At 62.6% G+C, this 14,298-nt stretch carries 18 protein-coding genes; 16 read left to right on the top strand and 2 right to left on the bottom strand.

Annotated elements, in window-relative coordinates; translation table 11 throughout:
- Window positions 1–48: 48 nt before the first annotated feature.
- The 14 genes from sppA (at window position 49) to SynRS9907_RS02705 (ending at window position 11,435) form a co-directional block, all read left to right on the top strand.
- Complete coding sequence (gene sppA, locus SynRS9907_RS02770) at window positions 49–861, top strand: signal peptide peptidase SppA (protein ID WP_115010417.1); 813 nt, start codon at window positions 49–51, stop codon at window positions 859–861.
- Window positions 858–1,241 carry a chorismate mutase gene (gene aroH / locus SynRS9907_RS02765; RefSeq protein ID WP_188021737.1) on the top strand — a complete coding sequence of 128 codons (384 nt, stop codon included), beginning with the start codon at window positions 858–860 and terminating at the stop codon, window positions 1,239–1,241. Before sppA ends, aroH begins: the two co-directional genes overlap by 4 nt.
- Window positions 1,242–1,316: 75 nt before the next feature.
- Window positions 1,317–1,892 carry a DUF2808 domain-containing protein gene (locus SynRS9907_RS02760; RefSeq protein ID WP_115081652.1) on the top strand — a complete coding sequence of 192 codons (576 nt, stop codon included), beginning with the start codon at window positions 1,317–1,319 and terminating at the stop codon, window positions 1,890–1,892.
- Window positions 1,893–1,938: 46 nt separating this feature from the next.
- Entirely contained in the window at window positions 1,939–2,076 is a 138-nt protein-coding gene (rpmH, locus tag SynRS9907_RS02755) for a 50S ribosomal protein L34 (protein ID WP_011363584.1), read from the top strand.
- 61 nt (window positions 2,077–2,137) lie between these two features.
- Window positions 2,138–2,524, top strand: a complete 387-nt coding sequence (locus SynRS9907_RS02750) for a ribonuclease P protein component (protein ID WP_188021736.1) — start codon at window positions 2,138–2,140, stop codon at window positions 2,522–2,524.
- Window positions 2,521–2,928, top strand: a complete 408-nt coding sequence (locus SynRS9907_RS02745; protein WP_188021735.1) for a PH domain-containing protein — start codon at window positions 2,521–2,523, stop codon at window positions 2,926–2,928. The genes SynRS9907_RS02750 and SynRS9907_RS02745 overlap by 4 nt, the downstream gene beginning before the upstream one ends.
- Window positions 2,929–2,984: 56 nt before the next feature.
- The gene (gene yidC / locus SynRS9907_RS02740; protein WP_188021734.1) at window positions 2,985–4,115 is read left to right on the top strand and encodes a membrane protein insertase YidC; all 1,131 of its coding nucleotides are present in this window, start codon (window positions 2,985–2,987) and stop codon (window positions 4,113–4,115) included.
- Window positions 4,112–4,648: a DUF177 domain-containing protein gene (locus SynRS9907_RS02735; RefSeq protein ID WP_115010347.1), complete on the top strand. Its 537-nt coding sequence runs from the start codon at window positions 4,112–4,114 to the stop codon at window positions 4,646–4,648. The genes yidC and SynRS9907_RS02735 overlap by 4 nt, the downstream gene beginning before the upstream one ends.
- The gene (locus tag SynRS9907_RS02730; protein WP_188021733.1) at window positions 4,645–6,135 is read left to right on the top strand and encodes an AAA family ATPase; all 1,491 of its coding nucleotides are present in this window, start codon (window positions 4,645–4,647) and stop codon (window positions 6,133–6,135) included. The genes SynRS9907_RS02735 and SynRS9907_RS02730 overlap by 4 nt, the downstream gene beginning before the upstream one ends.
- A 78-nt stretch (window positions 6,136–6,213) precedes the next feature.
- Entirely contained in the window at window positions 6,214–6,375 is a 162-nt protein-coding gene (locus tag SynRS9907_RS02725; RefSeq protein ID WP_006852120.1) for a hypothetical protein, read from the top strand.
- Window positions 6,376–6,417: 42 nt separating this feature from the next.
- Window positions 6,418–7,695, top strand: a complete 1,278-nt coding sequence (serS, locus tag SynRS9907_RS02720; RefSeq protein ID WP_188021732.1) for a serine--tRNA ligase — start codon at window positions 6,418–6,420, stop codon at window positions 7,693–7,695.
- Between the two features lie 24 nt (window positions 7,696–7,719).
- Window positions 7,720–8,802 (top strand): RIP metalloprotease RseP, encoded by a 1,083-nt coding sequence (gene rseP, locus SynRS9907_RS02715; RefSeq protein ID WP_188021731.1) that lies wholly within the window; start codon window positions 7,720–7,722, stop codon window positions 8,800–8,802.
- 57 nt (window positions 8,803–8,859) lie between these two features.
- Window positions 8,860–9,162: a 30S ribosomal protein S14 gene (gene rpsN / locus SynRS9907_RS02710; RefSeq protein ID WP_188022324.1), complete on the top strand. Its 303-nt coding sequence runs from the start codon at window positions 8,860–8,862 to the stop codon at window positions 9,160–9,162.
- A 107-nt stretch (window positions 9,163–9,269) separates the two neighbouring features.
- Window positions 9,270–11,435 carry a polyribonucleotide nucleotidyltransferase gene (locus tag SynRS9907_RS02705; RefSeq protein ID WP_188021730.1) on the top strand — a complete coding sequence of 722 codons (2,166 nt, stop codon included), beginning with the start codon at window positions 9,270–9,272 and terminating at the stop codon, window positions 11,433–11,435.
- 7 nt (window positions 11,436–11,442) lie between these two features.
- Here SynRS9907_RS02705 and SynRS9907_RS02700 read toward each other — a convergent pair whose 3' ends face one another.
- Complete coding sequence (locus tag SynRS9907_RS02700) at window positions 11,443–12,360, bottom strand: 3'(2'),5'-bisphosphate nucleotidase CysQ (protein WP_188021729.1); 918 nt, start codon at window positions 12,358–12,360, stop codon at window positions 11,443–11,445.
- A 26-nt stretch (window positions 12,361–12,386) separates the two neighbouring features.
- Between SynRS9907_RS02700 and rsmI the strand changes: the two genes are divergently transcribed.
- Window positions 12,387–13,244 carry a 16S rRNA (cytidine(1402)-2'-O)-methyltransferase gene (gene rsmI / locus SynRS9907_RS02695; protein WP_188021728.1) on the top strand — a complete coding sequence of 286 codons (858 nt, stop codon included), beginning with the start codon at window positions 12,387–12,389 and terminating at the stop codon, window positions 13,242–13,244.
- Between the two features lie 19 nt (window positions 13,245–13,263).
- Window positions 13,264–13,500 carry a hypothetical protein gene (locus tag SynRS9907_RS02690; RefSeq protein ID WP_188021727.1) on the top strand — a complete coding sequence of 79 codons (237 nt, stop codon included), beginning with the start codon at window positions 13,264–13,266 and terminating at the stop codon, window positions 13,498–13,500.
- A gap of 33 nt (window positions 13,501–13,533) precedes the next feature.
- On the opposite strand, the gene SynRS9907_RS02685 is transcribed toward SynRS9907_RS02690, so the two are convergent.
- Window positions 13,534–14,244: a helix-turn-helix domain-containing protein gene (locus tag SynRS9907_RS02685; protein ID WP_188021726.1), complete on the bottom strand. Its 711-nt coding sequence runs from the start codon at window positions 14,242–14,244 to the stop codon at window positions 13,534–13,536.
- Window positions 14,245–14,298 lie beyond the last annotated feature (54 nt).

The raw sequence follows: 14,298 nt of genomic DNA, 5'->3' as shown, positions 1-14,298 counted from the left end.
GGCGCTGGGGTGCTCTTTTTAAGATCTGGAGCGATGCAGATGCGCAACATGATCTGGCCCTGGCGGCGAAAATCCCGACGACGGATGGCGCGCATCGTTGTTGATGGCCCCATCACCGGTGCCACGCGGAAGCGAGTGCTCAAAGCGCTGCGGGAGGTGAAGCAAAGGGAATTTCCAGCACTGCTGCTGCGCATTGACAGCCCCGGCGGCACGGTCGGAGACAGCCAGGAGATTCATGCAGCCCTGCTGCGGCTCCGGGAACAGGGCTGTCGTGTGGTGGCCAGCTTCGGCAACATCTCCGCCTCCGGCGGCGTCTACATCGGTGTGGCTGCGGAGAAAATCGTCGCCAATCCCGGCACGATCACCGGTTCCATCGGGGTGATCCTGCGGGGCAACGACCTCTCGCGGGTGTTCGAAAAGATCGGGATTCGCTTCGACACGGTGAAGAGCGGCCCGTTCAAGGACATCCTTTCCCCGGATCGTCCGCTGAGCGATGCCGAACGTGCCTTGCTTCAGGAGCTGATCGACAGCAGCTATGGCCAGTTCGTTGGTGTTGTGGCGCAGGGACGAAACCTTGAGCTGGAAACGGTGAAGCGCTTCGCTGATGGACGGGTGTTCAGCGGAGAACAGGCACAGGCGCTGGGCTTGGTGGATGAACTCGGCGACGAAGACCATGCCCGTCGACTCGCGGCGCAACTGGCTGATCTCGACGCGGACGACATTCGCCCCGTCACCCTGGGCAAGCAACGCCGCAAGCTCAGTGGCCTGCTGCCTGGGTCCCAGCTCCTGCATCAACTGCAGCAGCGACTCTCGATTGAATTGATGGGGAGCGGTCAAGTGCTTTGGCTGTACCGCCCATGACCAGCTCACCCCTTGTTCTGAGAGGCCTGCGCGGGGCCACCACCTGCACGGAGAACAGCACGGAGGCCATCCATGCGGCGGTCAGCGCCCTGATGGACGCCCTTGTCGATCGCAATGATCTGACCCCCGATCAGCTGGTGTCGGTGATCTTCTCGGTCACCGCCGATCTCGACGCCTGTTTCCCGGCGGCCATTGCCCGGCGGCGGCCCGGCTGGGACACGGTGGCTTTGCTGGATTGCCAGCAAATGGCTGTTCAAGGCGACCTCCCACGCTGCATCCGTGTTCTGGCCCACGCCTTGATCCCACAGGACCAGCAACCCGTGCATCCTTATCAGGGCGACGCGCAGCGGCTCCGTCCAGACAGATCTGGTCACAACTGACAGATCAGCCTCCGACCCCTGAGATCACCGCCCACTGGTTGGACTCAGGAGAATCCCATCATTAAGATTCTTCCTATGGCCCGTTCCACCATCAGACGCTTGCTTGCTGGAGCCGGCACCGCTGCAGCTCTGTTGATGGGCTCAGCACTCACCGGAACCCCCGAGCAGATCGCCCACGCCCAGGGCACACCGGGGCTGATGGAATTCCGCTGGGACAACGACCGTGACTACCGGAAGCTGTACTACTACCAAACCTCGAGCATCGAAAACGACCGCTCGGAGTGGTATCTCACCCTGCGCGAAAAGGACCGCAAGACCGCGATTCTCAAACTCACCGTCACCGTTCCGGACTACTTCGACTCCAAGCTCAAGCCCCACCGCATGCGCATTTGCCGCACCAGTGTTGGCAGCATGATGAGCCGCAGCAAGTGTCTCGAAGAGATCCCGGCGGTGATCGAGGTCAACAAAGACCAAACAGAAATCGTGGTCTTCCCCGACACGCCGCTGCCTTCAGACGGGGACTACTCGCTTCACATCAAGCTGTTCAACCCCCAGGGGAAGCGCATGTATCAGTTCAACGCTCTGGTGCAGGCCCCCGGCGATGTGCCGATGTCCGGCTACCGCGGCAGCTGGCTGATCGATGTGGACTGACTGATAAAATCCCAGATTCAGATCGGCCGGTAGCCAGGAGACGTCCATGACCAAGCGCACCCTCGGGGGAACAAACCGCAAGAGGAAGCGCGTCTCGGGTTTCCGTGTACGGATGCGCTCCCACACCGGCCGTCGTGTGATCCGCACGCGCCGCAAGCGCGGCCGCGCCCGCCTCGCCGCTTGATGGTGTGGGATGAATCCAGAGGATTCATCCCAGCCTCGGCATCCCCAAACCGGATTGGTTGATGGTCCTTCCCGCTTCCATGCGATTGCGCGGGCATCGATGCTTCAACCGTTTGCACCGGTCCTCCAAGCGCCAAGACGGAACCTTGATGGTTCTGCGCGTCGCTGCAGGTGATTCCAACTTGCTTCGCCGGGAGTTGCGGGGCATCCAGGAAAGAACCTGCCGCTGCGCCTTGGTGATCAGCAACAAAGTGAGCAAGCGTTCCGTCAAGCGAAACCGGCTCAGGCGGCTTCTGCATGACCACCTGCGTCGACGTTTTGAACAACGAAACGATCTGGCGGGCCGGTGGTTGCTGATCAGCCTTCGCCCGGAAGCCGCGGAAGCCGAACCCACACAGTTGCTCGAAGAATGCGACAGTCTTCTGAGAAGCGCCGGACTGGATCCATGACCAGCATTCAGGAAGACCTCCACTACGACGGTGGACCAGCCCGCGGGGATCTGATCTTCAACATCCTGCTTGGCTTCACGCTGATCGGTCTTCCCTTCACCATCGGAGCCGTTGTTCGGGCCCTTTGGCTGCGCTTCCGCATCACCAGTCGCCGCATCTCGGTGACGGGGGGCTGGATGGGCAAAGACAAGACCCAGGTGGTGTATTCACAGATCAGTGAAGTGCGCACCGTGCCCCGGGGCTTCGGTGCTTGGGGAGACATGGTGTTGGTGCTCAAGGACGGCGCCAGGCTCGAACTGCGCTCGATGCCCCGATTCCGGGAAGTTGAGGCCTACATCCTCGAACGCATCAGCAGCCGTGCGGCCAAAGCCCAAGAGAAAACCACTGAAGGTTTCGCCGCCTGAGTGCAGCTGTTCATGCACACTGGCCTCACAACGTCCCGCCCCCCCGTTTCTTCAACGTGATCGGATACATCTCCGACAACCTGCTGATTCCAATCCTGGACTTCTTCTATGGATTGGTTCCGAGCTATGGCCTGGCCATCGTCGCCCTCACCCTCGTGATCCGGATCGCGCTCTACCCCCTGAGCGCAGGATCGATTCGCAGCGCTCGGCGCATGCGCATCGCCCAACCGGTGATTCAGAAACGTCAGGCTGAGATCAAAAGCCGGTATGCCAACAATCCTCAGAAACAGCAGGAGGAGCTGGGCAATGTGATGAAGGAATTCGGCAGCCCCCTAGCGGGATGCCTGCCGCTGCTGGTGCAGATGCCGATCCTGTTTGCACTGTTTGCAACCCTGCGGGGATCACCGTTCGCCGACGTCCCTTACACCTTGAACATGAAGGTATTGCCGGCCGACCAGATCGCTGCCGTTGAACCCAAACCCTTCAACAGCGCCAGCCATTCCATCTTTATCGGTGAAACCGACCACGTGCCGGTGATCGCCAGCCTGCCGCGTGGCACCAAGATCGGCGTTGGCGACAGCGCCACCGTGAACCTTCATACAAAGGACGGCCGCGCCTTCAGCGACGTGCTCACGGATGTTGAGAACCCTGGACGCTTCGCCCCCACCTGGGCAGTGACCAAAGGTGATGACATCGTCAGCGTCAGCGAGGACGGCACGATCACGGCGCTCGCCGCCGGTGATGCCACCGTGGAAGCGAAGATTCCGGGACTGGCAGCCCGCAGCGGCTTCCTGTTCATCAAAGCCCTGGGCCAGGTCGGCTTCTATGCCGATGGTGCCATCAACTGGGACATCGCCATTCTCGTTGCCGGCTTCGGCATCACCCTGTTCATCTCCCAACTGCTGTCGGGCATGGGCATGCCTGCCAACCCTCAGCAGGCCACGGCCAACAAAATCACTCCGGTGATGATCACGGGGATGTTCTTGTTCTTCCCACTCCCCGCCGGCGTTCTGCTCTACATGCTGATCGCCAACATCTTCCAAGGCCTGCAGACCTTCATCCTCACCAAAGAGGCACTGCCCGACAACCTGCAGAAAATTCTGGATCAGCAAATGGCCCAGAAAACAGTGACGGTCTCTGCCACCTCAGGCGGCTCACGCCTGCCCTTTGAACCGAAGAGCAAGTGATCGAGGCACTGGAGCCTGTTCCCCTCCAGGAGCTCCGGGCCCTCGGCACCGCGAAAGTCTGGGAGGTTGAGGGTGAGCTCGATGAGCTCCCCTCGCTCACACCAGTGCGAGGCCATGTTTCCGCAGAGCACCGCGGCAACGTCTTGGCGGTTGAGGGGAGACTCAACACGATCGTCACGCTCTGCTGCGATCGCTGCCTGAATCAGTTCAATCAGAAGCTCAGCTGCACGCCTTCCGAGCTGATCTGGCTGGGAGACGAGCAACCGACGGCCGACGAGCTGGAGCTTTCCGGAGAGGTGGCCGAGATGGAAGGGCTGGTGGATGTTCTCGATCCACGCGGTCAATTTGACCCCCAGCAATGGGCCTTCGAACAACTCAACCTGCTGTTGCCGGTCGTGAACCATTGCGGTGACCACTGCCCAGGCCCACCCGGCCTCCAGCAGCAGCCCGTGATCCCGGATACCAAGACAAAGGCTGTGGATCCCCGCTGGCAGGCCCTGCAGCAGCTTCAGCAGCAGATCGATCAGCCATGAGCAGTGCCACCTGGGGACATCAGATCGACCTTCTGGTGCGGGCGCGCACACCCCTGATCTGGGTGCGGAGCAATGAGGAAGCCCGGGTGGAGAGCCTGCTGGGAGAGGCTGCTCAGCGGCTTGCACGCCAGCTGGTCTGCTGGAATTTCATCGATGGCATCAGCGGGCCGGTGAATGCCGATGGCCAGGGGAGCCGTCAACCGATGGCCATGCTGCAGTGGCTTCAGCAACGGGATGCGGGCAGCCCAACCCTTCTGCTCGCCAAGGATTTTCATCGTTTCTGCGATGACCCGGGCGTTGCCCGGATGCTGCGCAATCTCGAAGCATCCCTGCGCAGCACCCCGCACACCCTGGTGTTGTGCTGCGGGCAATGGACACCCCCCGGCGATCTGGAAGAAAGCCTCACGCTTCTCGATCTCCCCCTTCCCGACAACGACGACCTGCGCCGGCTGATCAGCAGCATCGGCACCAGCAGCGGCAGCCCCCTGCCAGCTCCTGTCCTGGATGAATTGGCTCAGGCCTGCAGCGGGCTCAGCGAGATGCGTGTACGCCAGGTGGCCGCCCGGGCCCTGGCCCGCCGCGGCCAGTTGGGATCTGAGGATCTGCAGGACGTTCTGGACGAAAAACGCCAGACGATTGCCCGCAGTGAGGTGCTGGAGTTCTGTCGCAGCGATGCAGGCACCGAAGCCATCGGAGGCCTCGATGGTCTCAAGACCTGGCTGAACCAACGGCACCGGGCCTTCTCGGAAGATGCACGGCGTTTCGGACTGCCTCTGCCCCGTGGCGTCCTGCTCGTGGGTCCTCAAGGCACCGGCAAATCCCTCACGGCCAAGGCCATTGCCTGCAGTTGGTCGATGCCCCTGTTGCGGCTGGATGTGGGACGGCTGTTCGCGGGTTTGGTGGGGGCCAGCGAGGCACGCACCCGCGAGATGATTCAACGGGCTGAAGCCATGGCACCCTGCGTGCTCTGGATCGATGAGATCGACAAGGGCTTCGGCGGGGATGGCCGCAGTGACGGCGGCACAACCCAGCGGGTTCTGGCCAACGTGCTCACCTGGATGGCGGAGAAACAGTCACCAGTGTTCGTGGTGGCCACCGCCAACGGCGTTGAGAAGCTGCCACCGGAGCTGCTGCGCAAGGGACGTTTCGATGAGATCTTCATGCTCGATCTGCCCAGCAGCGCTGAGCGCCACAGCATTCTTGAGCTGCATCTGGAACGGAGACGACCGGGGCTGAAGCTTCCCCTGGACACGGTGGTGAGCCGCAGTGAGGGCTTCTCAGGTGCCGAGCTGGAGCAGACCGTGATCGAAGCGATGCACCTGGCCTTTGCCGACAACCGTGAGTTGACGGAGCCTGATCTAATTGGAGCGGCCTCCCAGCTCATCCCCCTCTCCCGCACCGCCAGCGAACAACTCGAACGGCTGAAGCAGTGGGCTGCCGGCGGCCGTGCCCGCCCCGCCTCTGTTGCTGCAGGTAACGAAGCCTGACGCGGCGTAACGAACACCCGCCTTGAGTAAGGCGCTGGCCGGCGCGCTCCCTACGGTCCCAACAACAGCAGGACCAACGTGGAGAGCCGCAACGACATCGCCACTCAGCTCTGCGTGGCCTGCCTTGGTGCCGGTGTGATCACGACCATGGCCGTCGCCCAGGGGCAAAGCCCCCTCACCGCCCTTGGCATCACCCTGTTCTCGGGCATCGCAGCGGTGATGGTCGGCCAGGTGCTCTGAAACGGACTGCCATAGGCTGCCGGCGCTGACGCCCCTGAAACCGTGCTCGATCAGCGCCTTGTGCGTGACAACCCAGAAACGATCGCCCAGCAACTGGGGCGTCGAGGTAAGGCTGTTGATCTCACCAAACTGCAGTTGATTGCCCAGCAGCAGCGCGATCTGGAGCAACAACGCAGCAACCTGCAGGCGGATGGAAACCGGATCGGCAAGGAAGTCGGCCAACTGATCAAGTCGGGCGCTGATCCCAAAGGCGACGAGGTCGCCGAACTCCGCCAACAGGGCAATGCCATCAAGCAGAAGGTGGCGGTGCTGGAGGAGGAGGAGAAGCAGCTCTCCAGTGAGCTCAAGCAGCAGCTGCTGGGGTTCCCCAACCTCCCCTCAGAGGCCTGCCCTGATGGGCGCAGTGAAGACGACAACGTTGAAGTGCGCCGCTGGGGTACCCCCCGGGTTGATGACAGCCTCGACGAGCACTGGCAGATCGCTGAGCGGTTACAGCTGTTCGACACCGAGCGCTCCGTCCGCATCGCGCAGAGCCGTTTTGTCACGCTGATGGGCCAGGGGGCACGGCTGGAGCGTGGCCTGATCAATTTCATGCTCGACCTCCACACGAGCAAGGGCTACCGCGAGGTGCTGCCCCCTGTGCTGGTGAACAGTGCCAGCCTCACCGGATCAGGACAACTGCCCAAGTTCGCTGAGGAAAGCTTCCGTTGCGCGGAGGACGACCTCTGGCTGACACCGACCGCTGAGGTGCCCGTGACCTCCCTGCACCGGGACGAAATCATCCCGGCAGATCAACTGCCCCTGCGCTACGCCGCCTACAGCCCCTGCTTCCGCCGTGAGGCCGGCAGCTACGGCCGCGACACCCGTGGCCTGATCCGCCTGCACCAATTCAACAAGGTGGAGCTGTACTGGTTTGTGCACCCCGATCACTCCGAAGAGGCGCACCAACAGATCACGGCCGATGCAGAGGCCGTGCTTCAGGCGCTGGAGCTGCCCTATCGGGTTTTGGACCTCTGCACCGCCGACCTCGGCTTTTCCGCCCGCAGGACCTACGACCTCGAGGTTTGGCTGCCGGGAGCAGGGGCTTACCGGGAAATCTCCAGTTGCAGCGTCTGTGGCGATTTCCAGGCGCGACGGTCCTCCATTCGCACCAAGGAAGGCAAGGCCACAAAGTTGGTTCACACCCTGAACGGCAGTGGCCTGGCCGTCGGCAGAACCATGGCGGCCCTGTTGGAGAACGGCCAACAGCCCGACGGCAGCGTCCTGCTGCCCAAAGCGCTGGTGCCCTACGTCGGCCGCGAGCGACTCCAGCCAGAATGATCCGACTGGACTCCTGACGGACATATGAACGCGTTGGCCGCCCTTCTGGTGCTCGCCCTGCTGATCGTGGTGCATGAGGCCGGCCATTTCCTCGCTGCCACACTCCAGGGCATCCGCGTCAGCGGTTTTTCCGTGGGCTTTGGCCCGGCCCTGATCAAGCGGCAACGGCGTGGGGTGACCTACGCCCTTCGGCTGCTGCCCCTGGGTGGTTTCGTCGCCTTCCCTGACGACGATGAGGAGAGCACGATCCCGGCTGATGATCCGGATCTGCTGCGCAACCGGCCCATCCCCCAGCAAGCCCTGGTGGTGGCTGCGGGGGTGTTGGCCAACCTGGCCTTGGCACTGGTGGTGCTGTTCGCTCAGGCAGCGTTCGTCGGCGTTCCCGCCGCGCCGGATCCGGGGGTTCTGGTGGTGCAGGTGCAACCGGGTGGCGCTGCCGCCCGCTCCGGGCTTCGTGCCGGTGACCAGATCCTCAGCCTGAATGCCCAACCCCTTGCTGCAGGACAACGGGGCGTTGAAGCGATGGTTCGGGATGTGAAAGCAGCACCCGAGCGAGCCATCCGTGTGGAGCGAAAGCGAGGAGACGAGACGTCCACCCTGGAACTCATCCCCGACGATCAACAGGGCACAGGAAAAATCGGCGCCCAGCTGCAGGCCAACATCAGTGGGGAGATGCGCCCCGTGCGCAATCCCGGTGAACTGGTGCTCACCACCGGCTCGCAATTCAGCCAAATGCTGAAGCAAACCGTGCGTGGCTACGCCGGCCTCCTGACCAACTTCCGCGCCACGGCGGGGCAGGTGAGTGGCCCAGTCAAAATCGTTGAGATGGGAGCTCAGCTCAGCCAGCAGGGGGGATCCGGGTTAGTGCTCTTCTCAGCCCTGATCTCCATCAATCTGGCGGTGCTCAATTCACTGCCGCTGCCGCTGCTCGATGGCTGGCAGATGATGATGCTGGCCATTCAATCCGTTCGGGGGCGTCCGGTGTCCGAACGGATCCAAATGGCCTTCGTGCAATCCGGTTTTCTTTTGTTGGTGGGGCTCACGCTTGTGCTGATCGTGCGTGACACCAGCCAGCTGCCGGTGGTCCAGCAATTGATGGGTCGGTAGGAGGGTGATGGCGCCCATGTATCGTTGACGATTCGTTCACTCGCTGCCCTCAGCTGCATGGCCAAGAAGTCGATGATCGCTCGCGATGTGAAGCGCAAGAAAACGGTTGAGCGCTATGCGGTCAAGCGCGCAGCACTGATGGCAGCCTTCAACGCAGCCGAAGATCCGATGGATCGCCTGGAAATCCATCGCAAGATTCAGGCTCTGCCCCGCAACAGTGCACGCATCCGTGTGCGCAACCGCTGCTGGGCCACCGGCAAGCCCCGCGGCGTCTATCGCGATTTCGGTCTCTGCCGTAACCAGCTGCGTGAGCGCGCCCACAAAGGTGAACTGCCCGGCGTGGTCAAGTCCAGCTGGTGATCAGCTTGTCGCCACGGCGTCGTGAGGGGGAGGCTTGGCCTCCCCTTTCTTGTGAAGAGCAGCCATGAAATGTCAGAATTGGGATTGACAAAAGGACATAAGACGTCGTGCAAGGACAAACCCAGTCGATCTCCTTTGACGGACGCGAGATTCGACTGACCACCGGGCGCTTCGCCCCTCAGGCGGGAGGATCCGTCTTGGTGGAGTGTGGCGACACCGCCGTGCTTGTGACCGCAACCCGTTCAGGCGGACGAGAAGGCATTGATTTCCTGCCGCTGATCTGCGATTACGAGGAGCGGCTTTATGCAGCTGGCCGCATTCCCGGCAGCTACATGCGTCGTGAGAGCCGCCCCCCCGAACGGGCCACGCTCACGGCCCGACTGATTGACCGCCCGATGCGGCCACTGTTCCCAAGCTGGCTGCGCGACGACCTGCAGGTGGTGGCCACCTGCCTGTCCCTTGATGAGCGGGTCCCCGCCGATGTTCTTGCGGTGACGGGTGCATCGATTGCCACGCTGCTGGCGGGCATCCCCTTCAACGGCCCGATGGCCGCCGTGCGGGTGGGACTGCTCGGGGATGACTTCGTGCTCAACCCGAGTTATCGGGAGATCGAACGGGGTGATCTGGACCTGGTGGTCGCCGGCACCCCTGACGGCGTGGTGATGGTTGAGGCCGGCGCCAACCAGCTGCCCGAGCAAGACGTGATCGAGGCGATTGATTTCGGCTACGAAGCGATCTGCGAACTGATCAAGGCACAGGAACAGCTGCTGAAGGATCTGGGCATCACCCAAGTGAAGCCGGAGAAGCCGGAGGAAGACAGCACCGTTCCTGCCTATCTCGAGAAGCAGTGCACCAAGGCGATCAGCGCTGTCCTCAGCAAATTTGATCAGAGCAAGGACGAGCGGGACACAGCCCTGGAAACCGTGAAGGGCGAGGTGTCCGAGACCATCGCAGGTCTCAAGGACGACCACGCCGTTCGCCAAGCCCTGGCCAGCAGCCCGAAACTGCTCGGCAACAGCTTCAAGGCGCTGACCAAGAAGTTGATGCGCCAGCAGATTCTCAAAGACGGCAAGCGTGTGGATGGACGCGGCCTCGACGAGGTTCGCCAGATCAGCGCCATGGCCGGCGTCCTGCCGCGCCGGGTGCATGGTTCTGGTCTGTTCCAACGCGGACTCACCCAGGTGCTCTCCACCGCAACCCTGGGCACCCCCAGCGATGCCCAGGAGATGGACGATCTCCATCCCAACACCGAGAAGCTGTACCTGCACCACTACAACTTCCCGCCCTACTCCGTCGGTGAAACGCGGCCGATGCGCTCCCCCGGTCGTCGTGAGATCGGCCACGGCGCCCTGGCCGAACGCGCCATTCTTCCGGTGCTTCCCGAGAAGGACACCTTCCCCTACGTGGTGCGCGTGGTGAGCGAAGTGCTCAGCTCCAATGGCTCCACCTCGATGGGTTCCGTCTGCGGCAGCACCCTGTCGCTGATGGATGCCGGCGTGCCGCTGAAGGCTCCGGTGAGTGGCGCAGCCATGGGTCTGATCAAAGAGGGCGATGAGGTGCGGATCCTCACCGACATCCAGGGCATCGAGGACTTCCTCGGCGACATGGACTTCAAGGTGGCCGGCAGTGAGAAGGGCATCACCGCCCTGCAGATGGATATGAAGATCACCGGCCTCTCGGTGAAGACGGTGGCAGAAGCCGTCAACCAGGCACGTCCGGCACGGCTCCACATCCTCGAGAAGATGCTCGAGGCGATCGACACCCCTCGGGACAACCTGTCTCCCCATGCCCCACGTCTGCTCAGCTTCCGGATTGACCCCGAGCTGATCGGCACCGTGATTGGCCCCGGTGGACGCACGATCAAGGGCATCACCGAGCGCACCAACACCAAGATCGACATCGAGGACGGCGGCATCGTGACCATCGCTTCCCACGATGGTGCTGCGGCTGAAGAAGCCCAGAAGATCATCGAAGGCCTGACCCGCAAGGTGAACGAGGGTGAGGTGTTCTCCGGTTCGATCACCCGGATCATCCCGATCGGCGCATTCGTGGAGATCCTCCCTGGCAAGGAAGGCATGATCCACATCTCGCAGCTCTCCGAAGCTCGCGTCGAGAAGGTCGAAGACGTGGTGAAAGTAGGTGACGAGGTGACCGTGCGGGTGCGCGAAATCGACAATCGCGGCCGCATCAACCTCACCCTGCGGGGCGTGCCCCAGGCCGGCGATGCCGCCGAAGTGGAGCCTCAACCCACCCCGGTGGCACCGCTCAGCTGATTAGGTCTCAGACCTGAAAGCCGGGATCGATCTCAGCCATGGCCCGCGTCGCACGCTCTCCGAGCTCGGCGTGGGCTTTTCCATGACTGGCGATCAGACAGCCGGCCTGACGCACATCGCCAGTGTTGTACGTGAGGTCGGCCTGATCGGCATGGGTGAAACGACCACCGGCCGCCAGCAGAACCGCCTCCGGAGCAGCCATGTCCCAATCCTTGGGAGCGCTCTTACCGGAGAGGGAAACGTAGAGGTCGGTTTCACCTCTCAGGATCGTGGCCACCTTGAAGCCAACGCTGCCCACGGCTTTGGAACCGCCGAGATTGAGGGCATCAATGAGCTTGACCAAACGGTCATCACGGTGGCTGCGGCTGGCCACCAGGATCAGATCTGAAACCTCGGTTCTGTCGCTGAAGCGAACCGGCGACCGCTCACCCTGACGGCCTTCACACCAGGCACCCTCACCAACGATGCCGATCCAAAGTTCATCGGCTTCCGGCAGGAGCACAACACCGATCACCGGCCGCTTGTCGCGCACCAGGGCCAGATGAACGGCGTATTCGCCTGTTCCCTGCAGGAAATCCTTGGTGCCATCCAGGGGATCGAGAATCCACAGCCACTCCGCCGGCAGCGGTTGGCCTTCCGTGAGCTGCTGCTTGGCGGTCTCCTCACTGAGCAGCGTCCAGTCAGCCTTGGGGAACGCGGCGGACAGTCCATCCAGCAACCACGTGTTCACGGCCAGATCAGCCGCAGACACAGGACCCTCTCCTCCTTCATCAACACTCAACGCCTTGGGAAAACCATGCGGGGGCTGCTCGCCGCGGGCATAGGCACGCAGGATGTCGGCGGCTCCCCAACTGAGGCGACGCAATTCCGTCAGCAGAGCCTCCTGGTTCACGCCAGCGGGGAGGACGGCAGAGCTGGGCATCATGATCAAGAGAGGCGCTCGCCATTGTGATGCAGCGTGATGAACCAAGCGGCGGCAGCCTTTATCTGGTGGGCACTCCCATCGGCCATCTCGGGGACCTGTCACCACGCGCCCGCGACTTGCTCCGCACCGTGGATGTGATCGCCTGTGAAGACACCCGGCACAGCGGACAGCTGCTCAGCAGCCTTGGAGCGGGCGGCCGCAAGCTGTCCTTTCATCAGCACAACACCCGCACCCGCGTGCCCCAACTGCTGGATCTGCTGGCGGAGGGTCAAAGCCTGGCGGTGATCAGTGATGCCGGGCTGCCGGGCATCAGCGACCCCGGTGAAGAGCTGGTGGCCGCCGCGCACCAGGCCGGCCATCCCGTGATCTGCATCCCTGGCCCCTGCGCCGCCACCACTGCTCTGGTGAGCAGCGGCCTGCCCAGCGGACGCTTCTGCTTCGAAGGATTTCTGCCGGCCAAAGGCAAGGAACGGCGGGCCCGCCTCGAAGCCATCAGCCATGAACCACGCACAACGGTGCTGTACGAAGCGCCGCACCGCCTGATCACGTTGCTCGAGGAACTCCAGCACCACTGCGGAGGAGACCGTCCTCTGCAGGTGGCACGGGAACTGACCAAACGCCATGAAGAGCAGGTGGGGGCGACGGTGGATCGTGCCCTGCTGCACTTTCAGCAGCACCCTCCCCAAGGGGAATGCACGGTTGTGCTGGGAGGAGCACCGTCGCAGAACGCGGAAGACCCCAACGACGAGGATCTGCTCAGGCAGCTGCAGGCGTTGCAGGACGAAGGCGCAAGCGCGAGCGATGCTGCCCGGCAACTGGCCCAGACCACGGGGCTGTCCAGACGACGCCTGTATGCCCTGTTGCACCAGGGCACGTCAAACTGAGGCCGTCGACGGTTGTGCTGTGTTGATTCGCCTGCGTCTTCTGCTGATCAGCTTTGGCGGTGGTCTGATGCTGCTGGTGCTGCTCTGCCTTGGAGCCCAGAACCTTCAGGATCGCCACACGCTCCAACTCGGCGGGCAGCGCTCAGTGCCTCTTCCCACGGGTTTTCTCGTGGGAATGGCAATGGTGATCGGCGTGATCAGCGGCGGAACCGCAACGGCCGTTTTGCTTCCCGATCAACGCGATCGCTTCGATTGAGAGCAATCAGGCAAGAGCAATCAGCTGCGGTGCTCAGGCATCCAGCGCAATCAAGGTTCCGTCCAACACCAGTCGTGTAATGCCCCGGGCCAGCAGGTAACTGCTAGTGCGCTGAAAGACAGCCGTATCAGGAACCTTGATCACCCGCTGACTCCGTCCGCACTGGCGCTTGGCCGCGCGGGGGCTGGCAAAAAGGCACAACCCTCGACGTTCCTGCTCGGCATCGTCGAGGGGGCCCAACTCGGGGAACTCCTTGAGGGGGCGCGCATCCAGCTCGACCACCTTGTCGACCAGCAGGTAGGCGCTGTCCGGCAACAGGTCGACACTGAACGGTTGGGCTTGATTCAGAGGGCGATCACTGAGATTTCCCACCCCAAGCAGGGGAACAAGCTCTGTGAACGTTTCAACGTTGCCGTTGTCATCGTCTTCGGCGAGCTCCTCCTCAGAGTCTTCGCCGAAGTCATCCGCGTCATCCAGGGCCAGGCTGCTGTCGTCTTCTTTGAGGGAGTCAACCTCTGGTTCTTCCGGCTGAGTGACGGTTGGCGGAGGAGGGGTGGCCAGCCCTTTTTGCCTACTGGCCTTCAGCGCGGCATAAGCATCAGCTGGCAACAGTGCTTTCACCGTGCGACTCACGGTGTTGGGGCTGCAGCCAAAGGCCTCAGCCAAAGCTGATGTTGACTCGCCGGCCTTGTAACGACCGACCAGATCCTGCTTCTCGCTGTCGCTGAGACGACGCGGGGCCATGGATGCCGATCAAGAGCCCATCACCTTAGGCGGCGCAAGGCTTCCCAATCCAGC

This window comes from Synechococcus sp. RS9907 (genome assembly GCF_014279615.1).
In the GTDB taxonomy this organism is placed as follows: domain Bacteria; phylum Cyanobacteriota; class Cyanobacteriia; order PCC-6307; family Cyanobiaceae; genus Parasynechococcus.
This window is presented reverse-complemented; position numbering and strand designations above follow the sequence as displayed.

What these genes read in the sequence shown, in the direction of transcription:
- sppA (WP_115010417.1), top strand. Translation starts at nt 49, where the DNA reads ATGATCTGGCCCTGGCGGCGAAAATCCCGACGACGGATGGCGCGCATC.
- aroH (WP_188021737.1), top strand. Translation starts at nt 858, where the DNA reads ATGACCAGCTCACCCCTTGTTCTGAGAGGCCTGCGCGGGGCCACCACC.
- SynRS9907_RS02760 (WP_115081652.1), top strand. Translation starts at nt 1,317, where the DNA reads ATGGCCCGTTCCACCATCAGACGCTTGCTTGCTGGAGCCGGCACCGCT.
- rpmH (WP_011363584.1), top strand. Translation starts at nt 1,939, where the DNA reads ATGACCAAGCGCACCCTCGGGGGAACAAACCGCAAGAGGAAGCGCGTC.
- SynRS9907_RS02750 (WP_188021736.1), top strand. Translation starts at nt 2,138, where the DNA reads ATGGTCCTTCCCGCTTCCATGCGATTGCGCGGGCATCGATGCTTCAAC.
- SynRS9907_RS02745 (WP_188021735.1), top strand. Translation starts at nt 2,521, where the DNA reads ATGACCAGCATTCAGGAAGACCTCCACTACGACGGTGGACCAGCCCGC.
- SynRS9907_RS02730 (WP_188021733.1), top strand. Translation starts at nt 4,645, where the DNA reads ATGAGCAGTGCCACCTGGGGACATCAGATCGACCTTCTGGTGCGGGCG.
- rseP (WP_188021731.1), top strand. Translation starts at nt 7,720, where the DNA reads ATGAACGCGTTGGCCGCCCTTCTGGTGCTCGCCCTGCTGATCGTGGTG.
- rpsN (WP_188022324.1), top strand. Translation starts at nt 8,860, where the DNA reads ATGGCCAAGAAGTCGATGATCGCTCGCGATGTGAAGCGCAAGAAAACG.
- SynRS9907_RS02700 (WP_188021729.1), bottom strand. Translation starts at nt 12,360, where the DNA reads ATGATGCCCAGCTCTGCCGTCCTCCCCGCTGGCGTGAACCAGGAGGCT.
- rsmI (WP_188021728.1), top strand. Translation starts at nt 12,387, where the DNA reads ATGCAGCGTGATGAACCAAGCGGCGGCAGCCTTTATCTGGTGGGCACT.
- SynRS9907_RS02685 (WP_188021726.1), bottom strand. Translation starts at nt 14,244, where the DNA reads ATGGCCCCGCGTCGTCTCAGCGACAGCGAGAAGCAGGATCTGGTCGGT.